This is a genomic window from Pseudomonas sp. 02C 26 (assembly GCF_002843585.1).
Lineage (GTDB): Bacteria > Pseudomonadota > Gammaproteobacteria > Pseudomonadales > Pseudomonadaceae > Aquipseudomonas > Aquipseudomonas shirazensis.
The window spans coordinates 2,237,624-2,254,864 of sequence record NZ_CP025262.1 but is presented as its reverse complement, the minus strand read 5'-3'; the positions used below and the strand labels follow the sequence as shown (position 1 = coordinate 2,254,864).

The following is a 17,241-nucleotide window of genomic DNA, read 5'->3' as shown; positions in this document are numbered from 1 at the left end:
TCAGAAGTCGCGCTTGTAGAAAATATCCAACGAACTGGCCAAGCCACTGGCCGCCTCCAGATATACCTTCTTGCTCAGCTTGTAACGCAGAGCGATGGTGTTGGCCGGCTCGAATACACCCACCCCATAACGCAGGCTCAAGCGCTCGGTCAGATTGCCACTGGCGACCACGCTGGTGGTGTTGCCAGAGCCTTCGGTATCGAGCTGGAAGTCCTCTATGCCCAGGTTAGACGCCAGGCTGCCAGTGAGCCCGGCGCTGCCGGCAAGGCCCAGACCCAGGGCTGCTTCGGCGAGCATGTTGTTGTCTTCGCCGGAGCCACCCAGCGGCCGCCCCAGTACCAGATAAGACAATGCCTGCTCCTGGCTCATCGCTGGCTCGGCGAACACCTGGGTGGTCGGCTGCTCAGCGCTGCCACTCAGACGAATACCGGCAACCACATCGTCAACCTGGCGAATCGCTTCGATATCCAGGTAAGGCTGATCGATGGGACCTGCGAACAACAGCCGTGCACGGCGGATTGTCAGGCGCTGGCCGTAAGCGCGATACCGGCCATCGGCCAGGCTCAGTTCGCCACGGGTATCCATGTTGTCACCAATGTGCACGTGCCCGCGCAAGTTGGCCGTCAGACCAAAACCATTGAACGACAGCTTGTCCTGGCCGACCTCGACATTGACGTCCATGGCGATGGCCATTGGCGGCGTGCCCTGTTCGGTCTGATTGCCGATAATGACAGTGTCGTCGGACACTTTGACCGTGGAGGGTGGCAGCTCACGTACGGTGATTGCACCCTTGGGTACCAATACCTTGCCCTTGACCGCAAGCTGTTCGCCTTCAAGGCTTATGGTCAGGTCAGGGGCTACTTCCAACGTGGCATAAGGCTCGACCGTGACTGGCAGTTGCTGACCCTGCAAGCGCAGTTGCATCGCCAGCACCTGGCCCCAGGTCAGGTTGCCGCTGAGCTGAGCGCGACCGGCTGTACCGCTGCGCCAGCCGCCTTGCAACTGAACCTGTTCCCCTGCAATCAGCGCCTGCACCGACAGATCCTGCAGGCTGACCGGCAGCTGCGCACCGCTGACTTCGCCGCCAGTGAGGGCCAGAGTGCCATTGACTTGCGGTGCAAGCAAAGAGCCAGACAAGCGGCCGCTGCCGTTGAGCTGCCCGGCGAGGCGCTCGACCATTGGCAGGAATGGCCGCGCGATCGCCAGGTCGAGCCCGCTCAGACGAAAGTCGCCAGACAGCGGCTTGTCCTTGCCCAACGGGTCGAGACGGGTTGTCAGCGCGAGCTCGCCAAGGCGCTCGCCGCGGAAGTTCAGCACCGTGTCGATGCGGCGCGGATTGAGCGTGCTGTCCAGGCGCAGGACCTGGTACGGGAAATCCAGCCAGCGCTGACCATCGCGCACGCGCAAGGTGCCGCCACTGGCATCCACGCGTATCGTGCCTTTGGGTCCGGCTGCAGGAATATCCAGATTGATGTCGGCATTGAGCTGCCCCTGCCAGGCGAAGTCCTTGGGCATCCACTGTGCCAGGCTCTCGATCGGGAACTGCTTGAGGTGGTAACGCAGCCGCGGCTCCGGCGCCAGGCGCTGGTCTTCGCCACACAGACTGGCCTGGCCCGAGCGCCAGCAATGGGCACCGAAATCCAGCTGACCGTTGGCCAAGCGCTGCAAACGGGCCGGCGCCTGCAACTGCCAGTCCTGCCCGCCAGCTTGAATCCGACCACTGGCAAGACGACCACGCCAGTCACCCTTGGCCAGTTGACCGTCGGCAGCCAGGTCGAGCTTGAGCTGCGGGCCCGCCAGCGCCAGCGTCACGGCCTGCTGGCGAATATCGCCTTTGCCGGCCATGTTCAGATCGCCAAGCGAAGTCTCGCCCAGGCGAATATTGCCCGCTTTGAGGGTGAGTTGGCCGCGCTGGGCGCTGTCCAGGCGGGCATCGAGATCAAGTCGTTGCACACGGTTGTCTGCCTGAGCCAGTTGTTGCCCCTGCACACTCAAAGTGCCCTGCGGCGCTTGCAGGGTCCCGGCGAGGTCGAGGCGACCTTTGACCTGGCCCTGCAATCGGGGCCACAGCTGGCCAAGGCGCGGCATATCCAGATCGATCCGGCCGGCCAGGCGCTGCTGCAGGCTACCGCTGCCGTTGATGCGGTTGTCGCCCAACTGGATGGCCAGGGCGCCAAGTGTCCAACTGTCGCCAGCCCCCTCGGCCTCGGCCTTGAGCACTGCTGGTTGACCGCGCAAGCGGCCTTTGAGGTCGAGCAAGGCGCTCAGTTGCAGGCGCTCGTTGTGCAGTTCGCCCTTGCTGCGCAGCGGCCCGGCGAGCGTGCCTGGCAGCTCGGCAAGCCAGTAGGCTGGATCGAGCGCTGAAAGCTGCAGGTCGACGTCCCAACTGATCTTCTCGGCAAAGCCGACGATGACGCTGCCGGCAGCTTTGCCCTGCCCTGCGCTGAGCAGTAATTGCGGCAGGCGTACGTGGCTCAAGTCACCCTCGAACGGGCTACTCAAATTGAATGCACCGGCCGGGCCGTCCAGATCACCCTTGAACGAACCTTGATAGTTGCCATCGCGGTACTGTACATCCGCAGTCAACCGTTTGAGCACCACTTGCGGCGCTTCTTCAAGCGGATACAGACGCAGCCACGGGAAGTCCTGCCAATCGACTTTAGCGTCGGCAATCAGCCCCTGCTGCCAGTCGGCAGTGGCTTGCAGCTTGAGCCGTTGGCTGTCGCTGGCGTTCAGATCCAAAGCATCCAGTCGGGCGCCTTTGGCGTCGACCTTGCCCGCCAACAGCAGACCTATAGGCCCCTGCTCGGCCGGCAGATTGGCCGAGCCGGAGAGCTGGTAGCCCTTGTCCAGATCGCCCACGGCATACAGCTTGAGTTGCTCGAGCTGCAAGGTATCCGGCAGCGTCGCAACCGGCTTGAAGGCGGCCGACTCAAGCCGCAGTCTGGCTGGCAGGTGCTCCGCCAAAACCTGCAGTTCACCGGTAAGACGGGCGCTCAGGTAGCCGGTGCTGGTTGCGTCCAGATTGAGTGTCTTCTGCAGCTCGCCGGTGGCATTCAGCGCCAGTTGCCAGGCCTGCCCCTCTACCGGCGGCAGTTGCACGCTGCCAGTCAGTTGCACTGGCCAGTCGCCCTCGGGCTGCACGTCGCCCTGCACGCTCACATGCAGGTCATCGCGTTGCAACTGCAAGGTATCGATGCGCAGGCCATTGTTGCTCCAGTGCGCCGCAAGCTGCAGGTCACCCAGCAGGTCACTGCCATCCAGGCGCAGTTGGCCAAGTTTCACTTCGCCTAGTTCGATAGCCACTGGCAGGCGCAGCGTCGGCAACTGCAGCGGGTTGCTGTCGGCTACGGTTTCACTGGCGGCAAATGCCATGTCGATGCGCTCAGCCTGCAGGCGCTCGATACACAGGGTGGCCCGCAGCAGGCACAGCGGCGACCAGCTCAACTGCGGTGCCTGCACCTCGACTCGGCTGGCGCCGTCGTCCCAACTCAAGCGACGGGCCTGCCAGTTACTGCCAAGCTGGCCCTGGAAGTCGTCGACCGTCAGCCCTGGCACCAGGTCCAGCGCCCAGCGGCTACCGGCTTGCGTGCCCAATAGCAGGCTCAGACTCACTGCGATCAGCAGCGCAAAGCCCAGCAGACTGATTGATATGTACTTCAAAGCACGCGTCACAGCTCAGGCCCCATCGAGAAGTGCAGGCGGATGCCGCCGTCGTCGTCCAGTGCCTTGGCCAGGTCCAGGCGCAATGGCCCGACCGGCGACACCCAACGTACGCCGACACCGACGCCGGTTTTCAGGCTGGGCAGATCCAGCGAGTTGAACGAGTTGCCTTGATCGACAAAGGTCGCGATACGCCACTTCTCGGCCACCGAATACTGGTATTCGGCGCTACCGGCCACCATGTAGCGGCCACCAATACGGTCGCCGTCGCTGTTTTGCGGAGACAGGGTCTGGTAGTCGTAACCACGCACACTTTGGTCGCCACCGGCGAAGAAACGCAACGAGGGCGGAATCTTGCTCTGATAGCTGTTGGTGGCGCTGCCACCGAATTGCAGCCGGCCGAGCAGCCGGTGATTCTGGCCCAGGGTAGTCAGGCCCTTGAGCAGGACGTTGCCGTGTAGCAGGTTGGTGTCAGACATCAGCCCTTCCTTGGCCACCTGCACATCGAACTGCAGACGGTAGCCATTGTGCGGGTCGATGCGGTTGTCACTGCGCAGGTACGAGTAACTTACCCCAGGCATCAGCAGCTTGCTCAAACCGGAGTCATCCCCCAGCTTGTACTCTTCGCGCTGATACTTGAGCGACACCACCCGCTGCCAGCCGCTGGGCAGCTTGCTGTGCCATTCAGGGCCAACGGTGAGCAGCTTGCTGACGGTATCGGTGCCTGCGATCTCTTCATTCTGGTAGCCACCGGCGAAGCGCAGCTTGTCGGTCAGTGGCGGATCCAGCGGTATGTCATACCACAGGCCGACGTTCTGCCGCGGCGCCGACAGTTCGGTTTCCCAACCATAGCTGTGACCCTGCGGGTTGACCCAATGGCGTGTCCAGTTGGCCTTGCCGCGCGGGCCAACGTCGGTCGAGAAGCCCAGGCCCAGGCCCATGGTGCGTGGTTTGCGGGTTTCCAGGCTGACGTCGACCGGGATCTGTTCGCCCACCGCAGCGGTGGGCGCCGCATCGACCCGCACGCCTTCGAAATAGCCGCTCGACTGCAGGTCGTTGTTGAGTTCGGCGATGAGCTCGGAATCATAGGGCGTACCGGCCTTGAACGGCACCATGCGCTGCAGCAGGTCCTGGTCCAGCGGCGTGTCGCCGGCAAAGTGCACGGCGCCAAGCTGAAAGCGTGGCCCGCTTTGATACACCAGTTCGATGTCGGCAACGCCGGCCTGCGGATCTACAGCCAGGCGCTGGCTGGTAAAGCGCCCTTTGAAAAAGCCGTAACGCGAAGCCTGATTCTGGATCAGACGCTTGGCGTCTTCATACAGACCATGATTGAGGCGTTCGCCGGGGCGCAGCGCGGCGCTATCGGGCACACGAAAACTCTTCAGCTCGGTGGCCGGGCCCTCGATGCGCACAGTGACATTGCGCAAGCGCACCGGCTCGCCGGGGTCAATGCGAATGATCAATTGCGGATGCTGGTCAGGCCCGGCCGGCGCCTTGACCTCGGTGTCGATCTGGGCCTGATAGTAGCCAAGTGCCTGCGCGGCTTTGCGCGCCTGCTCTTCGGCGCCGCGACTGAAACGCAGCAATGCGTCCTCATCACGGTCTCCCAGGCTGCCAATATAGCCTTCGACATTCGCCTTGAGCGCCTTGTTGGCGGGTTTGACCCGCACCAGCAGTTCGCTCTGGGCCCATACTGTGCTGCTGGCGGCCAGGATGATCAGGCCCCAGGTCAATCTTCCTGAATACGTCATGCCACGCATGCTACCAGAGCTTGGCGCGCAAAGGAGCCGTCTACCTCGCAGGTCACGCTGTTACTGACCTGGATGACAAAGGATTGGCATGAAAGAACACCCGCTCAGTCACTGGACCTATAGCAATTTCGCCGATCTCCTGATATCCCTGAAGCTTGTAAAACGCCAGATAACGCGCATTGCCGGTATCCAGCACCACGCCATGGCTGCCTGGCTCCTCGGCGCACCAGTCATGAACAGCCTGTAACAATTGTTCAGCGTGCTGCTGACTCCTGAAGTCAGGGTGCACGCCCAGCAGTGGCAGCATATGTACCTGATCTGACGGCAAGCTCGCTACCAACGCTGCCTGATAATCCAGGTAGCGGCGGGTGCAGCGCAGGCCGGTGCCGATGATCATGCGCAAGCGCCACATCCAACTGTCAGCCACGCCAAGGCGCCGCAGCGGCGGCACGATCAGCGCCACCCCGGCCAGACGGTCTTCGACCATCAGGCCCACTGCCGGTAGCTGCAGGTAGAAGTGCTGGCGAACCCATGCCCGAATCATGGCGCGCAGGCGCCGTTCATAGCCAGGGCGCTGCGCCTCCAACAGATAGGCAACGGTCGGCTCTTGCCGATAGACTTCGTACAGCACAGCGCGCACCTCGCGGCGGTAGCCCTTGTCGAGCAAACAGGTGCGAGCGGTTGCGCGGATATCGTCGGGCATTGCAGTTAAACCTTCATGGAGTGAACGTACACCTTGGAGGCGAGGCAGCGCGGGTTGGTTCACCGCTGCGCGCAGGCAGCGCCAGCATGCTGGCGATGAGCGCCGATGTTCGATAGCATCCGCAGTTTTACCGGGGTTGCCTCGCCATGAAGATCGTCTCGTTCAACATCAACGGCCTGCGCGCCCGTCCGCATCAGCTGGCGGCGCTGATCGAGAAGCATCAGCCAGACGTTATCGGCCTGCAGGAAACCAAAGTCAGTGACGAGCAGTTCCCCTTGGCTGACGTCCAAGCCTTGGGCTACCACGTGCATTACCACGGCCAGAAGGGCCACTATGGCGTCGCCTTGCTCTCGCGCCAGGCGCCGCTGGCACTGCACAGAGGGTTTGCCACTGACGAAGAGGACGCCCAACGGCGCTTCATCTGGGGCACCTTCGCCGACGCCAACGGCACCCCGATCACCATCATGAACGGCTACTTCCCGCAGGGAGAAAGCCGCGACCATCCGACCAAGTTCCCCGCCAAGCAGCGTTTCTACAGCGACCTGCAGGTGCTGCTCGAAGGCCAGTTCGACAATCAGCAGCCGCTGATCGTGATGGGCGACGTCAACATCTCGCCTGAAGATTGCGACATTGGCATCGGCGCTGACAACGCCAAGCGCTGGCTGAAGACTGGCAAATGCAGTTTCCTGCCAGAGGAGCGTGAGTGGATGCAGCGTCTCAAGGATTGGGGCCTGGTCGACAGCTTTCGCTACCTGAACCCGCAGGTCAGCGACCGTTTCAGCTGGTTCGACTACCGCAGCCGCGGCTTTGAAGACCAGCCCAAGCGCGGTCTGCGCATTGATCTGATCATGGCTTCGAGTGGCTTGCTGCCACGACTCAAGGACGCTGGTGTTGACTATGACCTGCGCGGCATGGAAAAACCTTCCGATCACGCGCCGATCTGGCTGGAGCTGGCCTGATAAATCAGCGCTGCGGACGCTGATTAGCGTCCGCAGATAGGCAAAGCTGACGAAATATCGCGTATCTGATAGTCATTCGCCATTATCTCGGTTCTCGGGACCCCCTTGGCAGGGGTAGAATGCGCAAAACCGGGAGCCGTAATGAATCAGGACCGTTTTACCCCCAACCAGGACGATGCCATCACCGACGCTGCGGCGCATTGGTGCATGCGCCTGCATGCCGATGACTGCACGGCGGCCGAGCGCGAGGCATTTGACCTGTGGCTGGCGGCCGACCCGCGGCACTTTGCTGAATACCGCGCGATGCAGGAAATCTGGCAGACCGCTGACCTGTTGCCACGCCGCACGGCTGTCGTCGAGATCGGCGCCCGCCCAGTACGCAAGGCGCAGCCACGCCACTGGCGGCCATTCGCTTCGGCTGCAGCCATTGCCCTGCTGGCCCTGCCGCTGGCTAGCTGGGTCGGTTGGGAGCAAGGCTGGCTACCCAATCACTACCAGCATTTCGAAGCTACCGATCAGGTGCGCCAGGTGCAACTGAGCGATGGCAGCCAGGTCGAGCTCAACCTGCACAGCGAACTGCGCTTCTTCAATTACAAAGATCAACGCCAGGTCACGCTTACCCGCGGCGAGGCGTTTTTCAAGGTTACCCACGACACCGCCCACCCGTTCATCGTGCGCGCCGGCAACGGCCAGACGCGGGTAACCGGGACCCAGTTCAACGTCTGGAAGTACAACGACGAGGTCAAGGTGACGTTGGTTGAAGGCTCGGTACTGGTCAGCAGCCATGGTGACGATGGCGGCTATCGACTGGGCCCGGGCATGCAAGCCAGTTATCACGCCGGCGATTTCGAGCCGACCCTGGCGCAGAATGATGACGCCGACAACAGCCTGGCCTGGCGCAGTGGCAAGCTGGTGCTGGACAACCTCAGCCTGGCCCAGGCCCTGCCGGTGATCAACCGCTACCTGGAGCGCCCGCTGCTGTTGGCCGATGACAGTACCGGCGCAATCCGCGTCAGCGGCGTGTACAACACCCGCGAAGTCAAGCGCATGGTCGATAACCTGCCCAAGGTGCTGCCGGTCTACCTGACCCGCAGCAAGGACGGCAGCACCGTCCTCAACCGCATCACACCGTTGACCAACAAGGGCTGACGCGGGGCGTCAGAGCACCATCGCCGCAAGCCAGCCAAAGGCCAGCAGTGGCAGGTTGTAATGGAGGAAGGTCGGCACCACGGTGTCCCAGATGTGGTGATGCTGGCCGTCCACATTCAAGCCCGAAGTCGGCCCTAGGGTCGAATCCGATGCTGGCGACCCGGCGTCACCCAACGCACCCGCTGTGCCGACGATGCACACTGTAGCCACTGGATCGAAGCCCAGTTGCACACACAGCGGCACGAAGATCGCGGCAAGAATGGGAACGGTAGAGAACGACGAGCCGATGCCCATAGTCACCAGCAAGCCCACCAGCAACATCAGCAAGGCACCAACGCCCTTACTGTGGTTGATCCACTGCGCAGAGGCCTGGACCAGGCTGTTGACCTCGCCGGTTGCCTTCATCACGTCGGCAAAGCCCGAGGCGGCAATCATGATGAAGCCGATCATGGCCATCATCTTCATGCCTTCGGTAAACAGATCATCAGTGTCTTTCCAGCGCACGATGCCCGACAGCGAAAAGATCAGAAAACCGACCATGGCGCCGATAATCATCGAATCCAGCCACAGCTGAATGATGAACGCTGCTGCGATCGCCAGGCCAGCGACCATCAGCGTCAAGGGGTTGTAGCTGACACTGACCTGCTCGACCTGCTCGATTTTCGCCAGATCATAGTCGCGTTTCTTGCGGTAGCTGACGAACACTGCCAGGAGCAGCCCGGCGAGCATGCCGGCCGCAGGAATGGCCATCGCCTGGGTAACGTTGACCGCGCTGACGTCGACCCCGGCGCGGCTGACATTGGCCAGCAGGATTTGATTGAGGAAGATGTTGCCAAAGCCAACCGGCAGGAACATGTACGGCGTGATCAGGCCGAAGGTGATCACGCAGGCAATCAGCCGCCGATCGATGCGCAGTCGGGTCAGCACATACAACAGCGGCGGCACCAACAGGGGGATGAAGGCAATGTGAATGGGCAGTATGTTCTGCGACGACACGGCCACCACCAGCATCAGGCCGATCAGCAACCATTTGACCTTGCCACCTTCGCTATGGCCCTGGCGCTCGATCATATTCAAGGCCCGATCTGCCAGCGCGTGAGCCAGGCCCGATTTGGCAATGGCTACGGCAAATGCGCCAAGCAGCGCGTAGGACAACGCGACCGTGGCGCCGCCGCCCAGCCCACCATTGAAGGCCTTCAATGTGCCCTCGATACCCAGGCCGCCGACCAGGCCGCCGGTCAGCGCACCGATGATCAATGCGATCACCACATGCACGCGGGACAGGCTCAATATCAGCATGATGCCGACCGCGGCAATGACTGCATTCATGGTGTGGACTACCTCGTTACGACAGACGGAAAGCATTGGCACCGGCGTCAGGCTGCACACAGGCAGCGGCCGGTCCAGAGGGGTGCAATGCGAAGGGCGCACACTCTGAAGGGCCAGTCGACAGATGTCAAATCGGCCAAGGCCGAATTCAATTGAACGTTTGAATAAAGAAAATCCTGTGGTCGCCGACACAGAGTGCAGACCTATTACAAGGGACTTTCCCAAAATGCCTCTGCGACAACTGTCTATCCAGTGGAAGATCACCCTGCTCGCCGGCTTGTGCCTGGCCGCCATCGTCACGCTACTGGTCGGTCTGTCCCTGTACCGCATGGACCACAGCTCCGATTTGGTAAAGGCCAGCAGCATGAAGATGCTCTCCGACTCAGCTCAAGCCCGCATCGAATCGCAGGGTGAAGTACAGGCGCTGAACATTCGCCGCCAGTTCATGGACGCCTACCAGTACGGCGCAGGTTTTGCCCGGCAGGTGCTGTTCTTGCGCGAGCAGGCGGAAAAACGCTATCTGGACGCCTTTGACCTGCGCGAAGACATGACCGCACAAGTGCGCAGCGCCCTGCTGGCCAACCCTGAGCTGCTAGGCCTGTCGCTGGTGTTCGAGCCTGACGCGCTGGATGGCAAGGACAGCCTGTTCACCAATCAGCACGAGTTGGGCAGCAACGAAACTGGCCGTTTTGCCTTGTATTGGTCGCAACCGCAGGCCGGCAAACTGACGTCCATGGCCTTGCCTGAACTGGACATGGCCAACATCGAAACCGGCCCCAGCGGGCAACCGGCCAACACCTGGTGGGTATGCCCGCGCAGCACCGGCAAGGTCTGCGTAGTCGAGCCGTATTTCTATGCCATCGACGGCCAGCAGGTGTTGATGACGAGCATCGTCTTCCCGCTATCGGTCAAGGGCAAGGTGATTGCCACGCTGTCGGTCGACATCAACCTGAGCAGCTTGCAGGCCATGAGCGAAGAGGCCAGCCGCGGCCTTTATCAAGGCCAGACCACGGTCGGCATCCTCAGCCCGGTCGGCCTGCTCGCAGGCTACAGCGCCGATTCAAGCAAGCTGGCCCAGCGTTTCGACCAGGTAGATGTCGCCCAGGGCGCCGAGTTGGTGCGCAAGCTGGCGGACGGCAAATTGCAGATTGTTCACGCCGAACAGCGTTTGAAAGTGCTGGCAGCGTTTCAGCCGATTCCCGCCAGCAAGCCGTGGGGCGTATTGCTCGACGTGCCGCAAAGCGCCCTGACCGGTCCGGCCGAAGCGCTGAAGAACGAACTTGATGCGCTCAACACCAGCGGCACCTTGCTTGAGCTGGGGCTGGGCCTGGGCGCCGCCTTGGCCGGCTTGCTCTTGGTCTGGCTGATGGCGCGAGGCGTGACCCGGCCGATCCTGGGCGTGGCAGCGATGCTCAAGGACATCGCTAGTGGTGAAGGCGACCTGACCCGTCGCCTGCAGTACGACAAGCGTGATGAACTCGGTGAACTGGCAGGTTGGTTCAACCGCTTCCTCGACAAGCTGCAGCCCACCATCGCTGACGTCAAACGCTCGGTGCAGGCCGCCCGTGGCACGGCTGATCAGTCTGCTGCAATCGCCAGCCAGACCAGTGCTGGCATGGAACAACAGTATCGTCAGGTTGACCAGGCGGCCACTGCATCGCACGAGATGAGCGCCACCGCTCAGGACGTCGCCCGCAGCGCGGCACAGGCCGCCCAGGCCGCCCGCGAGGCTGACCTGGCCACCCGTGAAGGCCTCGCCGTGATTGGCCAGACCACCGACAGCATCGATAACCTGGCAGCCAACATGAGCAGCGCCATGGCCCAGGTCGAAGGGCTGGCTGGCAACAGCGAAAAAATCGGCTCGGTGCTCGAAGTGATTCGCTCGATCGCCGAACAGACCAACCTGCTCGCCCTGAATGCCGCCATCGAAGCAGCCCGCGCCGGCGAAGCAGGACGCGGCTTTGCCGTAGTTGCTGACGAAGTGCGCAATCTGGCACGGCGAACCCAGGAGTCGGTCGAAGAAACCCGCCAGGTGATCGAGGCGCTGCAAGCTGGCACGCGTGAAGTAGTCGACGCCATGGACAGCAGCCACCGCCAGGCCCAGGGCGGCGTCGAGCAAGTTGGCCAAGCGGTCACTGCGCTGCAACGAATCGGCCAGGCCGTCACGGTCATCACCGACATGAACCTGCAGATTGCCTCGGCTGCCGAAGAGCAGAGCGCAGTGGCAGAAGAGATCAACAGCAACGTCGCGACTATCCGCGACGTGACTGAATCGCTGTCAAGCCAGGCCAACGAGTCGGCGCGGGTCAGCCAGTCGCTCAACCAACTGGCAAACCAGCAGCAAGCACTGATGGATCAGTTCAGGGTGTGATTGATTTTCACGCTGCCCCGAGTCGCAGACGACCCGGGGCAGCGCATTAGAGCTCGTCGTGAGCGCTGAACGTGCCGCCGCCGAGAATTCGGTCAAGCATTACCAACGCTGCCTCCACGTTCGGCCTGCGGCCCATCGGCAGCACGTCGGTCAGAGGCAAGGTCGCATCCGCATAACCTGACGCCATCACCAGCAAATGCATCTGGTCGGCATTCAGATAGACGTGATGCTGGCGCATGGCGTAGGACTGAATCAGGCTCAGGGCACCCGTCACCAAAGGGGTTGCGCTGGAGGTGCCACCGTAGCTGTTGGTGTAGTCTCGGTCGTCACCCTTTTTGTCCTGTAGCTTGCCGTAGCCCAGCGTGGCGACACTATCACCCCACGCGTTGAGCATTCGATAGCGGTAGCCGTAGTTGGAGTACTGATGAGGCTTGCCGTCCCACGACTGGCAGGCCCCTACCAAAATGGTCGAGGCATCGCCATGGTCGTCGAAGTAAGGCCATTGGCCAAGATCGACACCGTGCCCCCGCGCGGTACCCTTGTCCGCCAGCGACTGATTGCTGCCATTGGCAGCGGCATTGACCACGACCGCGCCGCGCGCGGTCAGCGCCTCGCACACATCCCACCAGTCGCGCTCGTGCAGCGACGGCAAATAGGTGCTGAGTACATGGATGCTCGCGCTTTGCCTGTTGATGGCGACGATGTCGCCTGCGCGTACCTGGCGCAGCAGGTCTGCGGGCGTGCGGAGGTATTTGCGGTGGTCGATGGCCCGATTGTCGTACAGGTATAGCTCACAATCATGGCAGATCCCGTTCATGCCGAACGAATTGACCTGGGCAAACAGCAGGCCCACCGATGCGGTACCGTGAGCCTGGTCTGCGTTGGGTTGGTCGCTGATCACGCGTAGCCGATCAGTGCCGCGCAGGTCCTCATGTCTGGCGAACAACCCCCCATCGGAAAAGTGCACGCGGGTGCCCTTGCCGGTTACCTGTTTGCTCCAGACGCTGCGGATGTTCAGCCCCTTGTGCGAGGCGGTCGGTGCATCCAGGTAAGTCTGCAGCGCATCGAAGTCCGGCGTCGGTTGCGAATCTTCGTGAGCGTCATTACCCGCTACCACCGCCGCACCCGTGATCAGTGTCGCCACTAGCGCAGCGGCCGCCGCGGCAATGATGTTGCCGGGTTCCTGCTCGGCGGGCGGGAAGGATAGCGACTCGACGTAGTCCAGCGCCGCCAGGGTTCGTAGTAGCGCGATGAAGGTATCGTTGAACATGCTTGCTGGCTGTGCGAGCAGGTAGTAATCGCGCAGCACTGCAAGCGCGTCGTCGTCATGCTCTTCAGCGCTCAGCACCGGCTGCAGCTGGATGACCTGCTTGAGGTTCGGCCACAGACGGACCAACCTCGAGCGGCTGTCCGGCTCAAGATCGGCAACGAAGGAAGCAAAACCGTCCTTGCCGAACTTGACCAGCAGCGCCGGCAGAGCCTTGTCGGCAGCGCCGTCGGGCAGTCCGTTGAAGCCGGGCAGCAGTGGGTCGTAAACAGGCCTGGGCCCAGTTTCAGGCGGCGCTGCAGAACGTTTGACGCGTAACGAGGCTCCCGTGAGCGGGACACGGTCCAGAATGCGCCGGTCGACTTCTTCCGGCTGGATCTCGACGACCATTGTTGGCCAGGTAATAGTGGCAGTAGCGTCGGCTGGCAAGTCAAGCTTGATAATCTGCTCATCGGTCAGGGTAATGGTCGCGCTCAACTCGAAGCGGCCGTGGCTCAAATCAGTGCCGAGAATGGCCGGGCAGCCGTGATCAATGAGCTTGCCGCTGTCGACCTGCGAGCGCGAGGAGGTCGAGTCCAGCCACACGGGCTCTTGTTGGCCAATGTCCTTGAGCACGTAACGAATACGCTTGATCTTGTGCAGGTCTGGACCGATACAGCGCAAGTGAAACTTGCCATCGAAATTGAAGTTTCGGTAGTAGAGGATTTCGATATTGATGCTCATCAGGCGGCTTCCCTTCAAGTGCAGCCGACTCCTTCGCGAGCGGCCGAACAACAATGATTGCGCCGCATCCCGCCGCCTCCCAGCACGAAGCGGTTCCTCTGCAGCCCGCAGCTCAGGTTGCGGCAGCCCAACGCAGCGGCAGCTAGACTGACCTCCAGCACCCACCTGCGAGGCTCGTCATGCGCGCGTCAGCGATCATTTTTGCTTTGTTCATGGCCCTGCTCGCAGGCCCCACCCTTGCCGCCGATGCACCCACCGCCGCGGTCGCCGAAGACAAGGCCGAAGCGCTCGAGAAGAAGGTCGTCAACGACGCACCGCCGCCGAAAAAAAACGAGGCACTGACTTCAGGCGAGGTCATGGCGGTCGATCCCAGTGGCCAGGCGCCGATGGACGACAGCATCACCTGCCTGGCCCGCACCATCTACTGGGAGGCCAAACAGGCCGATGCCAAGGACATGAGCGCAGTCGCCAGCGTGGTGCTCAATCGCCTCGGCCAGGACGGTTTCCCGGACACCATCTGCGGCGTGGTCAAGCAGGGGGTCGAAAGCAAGAGTTGCCAGTTTTCCTGGTGGTGCGACGGGCGCCCTGACCAGGTCGAGGAAAAGGACCGCTACGACATTGCCAAGGAAATCGCCCGCAAGGCGCTCAACCAGCAGCTCAAGGACCCTACCAATGGCGCCCTGTATTTCCACGACCGCTCGGCGCGGCCAGCCTGGGCCAGGGCTTACCGCAAGACTGCCGAGACCAGGCTGTTCCTTTTTTACAAGCCTAACCCAGCACTGGCGCGCTGAGCTTTATACCGCGAGGCGGCGCACCCACAGTGGCTGCGCAGGTGGCAACGTCGGCACCGCATCCAGCAGCGCCCGGGTATAGGCATGGCGCGGCTGGCCCAACACCTGAGCGGCGCTACCCTGCTCAACCACCCTGCCCGCTTGCATCACCAGCACATGATCGCTGACCTGCTCGACCACACCCAGATCATGGGAAATGAACAGGCAGGCCAGGTTCAGCTCGGCCTTGAGTTCAGCCAGCAAGGCGAGGATGCGAGCCTGTACCGACACATCCAGCGCCGACACCGGTTCGTCGCAGATCAACAGGCGCGGCTTCATTGCCAGTGCACGGGCAATGGCAATGCGCTGACGCTGGCCTCCGGACAGCTCCAGCGGGCGCCGATCAAGCACGCTGGCAGGCAACTGCACGCGCTCCAGCAACGCCACCGCCTCGGCCCGCTGCAAGGAGCGCGGCACCCCGGCCAGCGCCAGCGCTTCGCTGAGTACGCGCAGCACGCTGTAGCGAGGGTCGAACGAAGCCAGCGGGTCCTGGAACACTACCTGGATGCCCTGCCGCGCCCGCCGCTTCTGCTCGGCGCCGAGCGCCAACCAGTCGCTACCGGCGAACTCGACCCGGCCCTGGTCGGGTTGTTCCAGGCCGAGCAAGATGCGCCCCAGGGTGCTTTTGCCAGAACCGGACTCACCGACCACACCCAGGGTTTGCCCGGCGCGCAACTGCAACGACACCTCGTTCAACACCTGGCGGACGCTGCCGTCGGGGCCGGCAAAGGATTTGCCCAGCCCGCTTGCAGCAAGCAATACCGGCTGTTCAATGCTGCTCGCACTGGGCTCAACCAACGCCAGCGCAGGCTGCGTTGGGCGCTGCAAATGGACGGCACGCGCGGCGCTGAGCAGGCGCTGGGTGTAAGGGTCTTGCGGGTCCTGCAGAATCTGTTCGGCACTGCCCTGCTCCACTACATGTCCGCCGCGCATCACCACCACCCAATCGGCCAACCGTGCCACCACCGCCAGATCATGGCTGACCATCAACAAGCTGTTCTGCTCATCGCGCAGTTGTTCAAGCAGGCGCAGAATCTGTGCCTGCACGGTCGCGTCAAGCGCCGTGGTCGGCTCATCAGCGATCAGCAGGCGCGGCCGGCAGGCCATCGCCGAGGCGATCAACGCGCGCTGACGCAGGCCACCCGACAACTGCCACGAATACTGCTGAGCGCGCACCTGCGGCTCAGGCACGCCGACCTCGGCGAGCAACTGCAGGACCCGCAGACGACGTGCCTCCGCGCCCAGGTCAGAGTGCAGCAGCAGTGCCTCTTCGATTTCGCCACCCACCCGCCGCAACGGGTCGAGCGAACCCAGTGCGTCCTGCATGATGAAACCGATCTGCGCGCCGCGCAGGCGTTGATAGTCAGCCTGGTCGAATACACGCAGGTCGCGCCCGGCAAACTCCAGCCGTTGCGCCTGCACCTGCGCGCCGGGGCCCGCCAGGCCGACCAGGCTGCGGGCGGTGACGCTCTTGCCCGAGCCCGACTCGCCAACCAACGCCACGCACTGCCCGGCGCGCACCTGCAGATCGACTCCGTGTACCACCGCTACACCGTTGAAGCTCACTCGCAGGTCGCGGATGTCGACCAGTGCCGACGCCGTATTCAAGCCACTCATAGGCCTTTGCCCTCACTGCGCCGTAGCCAGTCTCGGCCGATGGCGCTGATGGAAATCACAGTCAAGGTAATTGCCAGCGCCGGCCAGGCCATCAGCCAGGGCGCGTTGGCCATGAAATTGCGTGCCACTGCCATACTTGCGCCCCACTCGGGTGCCGGTGGCGGAGCGCCAAAACCGAGAAAACTCAGCGCGGCAGCGGCGGTGATAGCCCCGCCAAGGCCGATGCAGGCGAGGATCAGGACCGGTTGCACCGCATTGGGCAGGACATGGGCAAACACCACAGCCAGCGGCCGCCGACCCAGGGTCAGTGCCGCCTCGACGAAGCTGGCATGGCGGATGCTCATGGTCTGCGCGCGCACCAGCCGGGCATAGCGCGGCACTGCCGCGATGCCGACGGCAATGATCAAGTTGGTCGTGCCCTGGCCAAACAGCGTGATCACCACCAGCGCCAGCAGCAGGTCGGGAAATGCCAGCAGCACATCCACCGCGCGCATCAGCAGGTTATCCAGCCAGCGCGGTGCGAGGCCGGCGAGCAATCCGAGCAAGGTGCCCAGGCCCAGCCCGAGCAGGGTTGCGGTGAAACCGATAAGCAGCGATGCACGCGCCCCGTGAATAACACGGCTAAGCACGTCTCGACCATTCTCATCGGTACCCAGCCAGAACTGGCTGCTGGGCGGTTGATAGGCCAGGCGCGCATCAGCCAGCAAAGGATCGGCCGGCGCCAGCCAGCCAGGCAGTGCCACCGCCAGCAACAGCAAGCCGATGGTCGCCCAGGCCAGGCACAACCCTGGCCGCGCAGGGCGCCAGCGCGACAGTCGCGCACTGGTTGCCAGCGTCGGCACCTGGGCAGCGGGAATCATCGCGTTCATGCAACCTCCT

At 62.8% G+C, this 17,241-nt stretch carries 11 protein-coding genes and 1 pseudogene; 5 read left to right on the top strand and 7 right to left on the bottom strand.

The annotated features are described in order from the left end of the window. The 3 genes from CXQ80_RS10145 to CXQ80_RS10135 are packed head-to-tail and all read right to left on the bottom strand — an operon-like array spanning position 1 to position 6,117. On the bottom strand, positions 1-3,675 hold the full coding sequence (locus CXQ80_RS10145) for a translocation/assembly module TamB domain-containing protein (protein ID WP_101318989.1): 3,675 nt from the start codon (positions 3,673-3,675) through the stop codon (positions 1-3). Beyond that, complete coding sequence (locus tag CXQ80_RS10140) at positions 3,672-5,414, bottom strand: autotransporter assembly complex family protein (protein ID WP_101318987.1); 1,743 nt, start codon at positions 5,412-5,414, stop codon at positions 3,672-3,674. The genes CXQ80_RS10145 and CXQ80_RS10140 overlap by 4 nt, the downstream gene beginning before the upstream one ends. A 52-nt stretch (positions 5,415-5,466) precedes the next feature. Then, a complete protein-coding gene (locus CXQ80_RS10135) occupies positions 5,467-6,117 on the bottom strand; it encodes an N-acetyltransferase (RefSeq protein WP_101318985.1) in 651 nt (216 codons plus the stop codon). A 146-nt stretch (positions 6,118-6,263) separates the two neighbouring features. Here CXQ80_RS10135 and xthA point away from each other — a divergent pair, with 146 nt between their 5' ends. Continuing rightward, positions 6,264-7,076: an exodeoxyribonuclease III gene (gene xthA / locus CXQ80_RS10130; protein ID WP_101318983.1), complete on the top strand. Its 813-nt coding sequence runs from the start codon at positions 6,264-6,266 to the stop codon at positions 7,074-7,076. A 141-nt stretch (positions 7,077-7,217) separates the two neighbouring features. Continuing rightward, positions 7,218-8,225, top strand: a complete 1,008-nt coding sequence (locus CXQ80_RS10125) for a FecR family protein (RefSeq protein WP_101318981.1) — start codon at positions 7,218-7,220, stop codon at positions 8,223-8,225. Positions 8,226-8,234: 9 nt separating this feature from the next. Here CXQ80_RS10125 and CXQ80_RS10120 read toward each other — a convergent pair whose 3' ends face one another. Continuing rightward, on the bottom strand, positions 8,235-9,554 hold the full coding sequence (locus tag CXQ80_RS10120; protein WP_101318979.1) for a Na+/H+ antiporter family protein: 1,320 nt from the start codon (positions 9,552-9,554) through the stop codon (positions 8,235-8,237). 124 nt (positions 9,555-9,678) lie between these two features. Between CXQ80_RS10120 and CXQ80_RS25295 the strand changes: the two are divergent. Further along, positions 9,679-11,067 (top strand): annotated as a pseudogene (locus CXQ80_RS25295) (HAMP domain-containing protein); the annotation flags it as partial. 102 nt (positions 11,068-11,169) lie between these two features. After that, on the top strand, positions 11,170-11,925 hold the full coding sequence (locus CXQ80_RS25290) for a methyl-accepting chemotaxis protein (protein ID WP_371918926.1): 756 nt from the start codon (positions 11,170-11,172) through the stop codon (positions 11,923-11,925). Between the two features lie 46 nt (positions 11,926-11,971). On the opposite strand, the gene CXQ80_RS10110 is transcribed toward CXQ80_RS25290, so the two are convergent. Beyond that, a complete protein-coding gene (locus CXQ80_RS10110) occupies positions 11,972-13,915 on the bottom strand; it encodes a S8 family serine peptidase (RefSeq protein ID WP_101318975.1) in 1,944 nt (647 codons plus the stop codon). A gap of 179 nt (positions 13,916-14,094) precedes the next feature. Between CXQ80_RS10110 and CXQ80_RS10105 the strand changes: the two genes are divergently transcribed. Continuing rightward, complete coding sequence (locus CXQ80_RS10105; RefSeq protein WP_101318973.1) at positions 14,095-14,706, top strand: cell wall hydrolase; 612 nt, start codon at positions 14,095-14,097, stop codon at positions 14,704-14,706. A gap of 3 nt (positions 14,707-14,709) precedes the next feature. Here CXQ80_RS10105 and CXQ80_RS10100 read toward each other — a convergent pair whose 3' ends face one another. Both CXQ80_RS10100 and CXQ80_RS10095 read right to left on the bottom strand, forming a co-directional pair. Continuing rightward, positions 14,710-16,362, bottom strand: coding sequence for an ABC transporter ATP-binding protein (locus CXQ80_RS10100; protein WP_101318971.1), 1,653 nt, complete (start codon positions 16,360-16,362; stop codon positions 14,710-14,712). Beyond that, on the bottom strand, positions 16,359-17,231 hold the full coding sequence (locus CXQ80_RS10095) for an ABC transporter permease (protein WP_256585735.1): 873 nt from the start codon (positions 17,229-17,231) through the stop codon (positions 16,359-16,361). Before CXQ80_RS10095 ends, CXQ80_RS10100 begins: the two co-directional genes overlap by 4 nt. Positions 17,232-17,241: the final 10 nt, after the last annotated feature.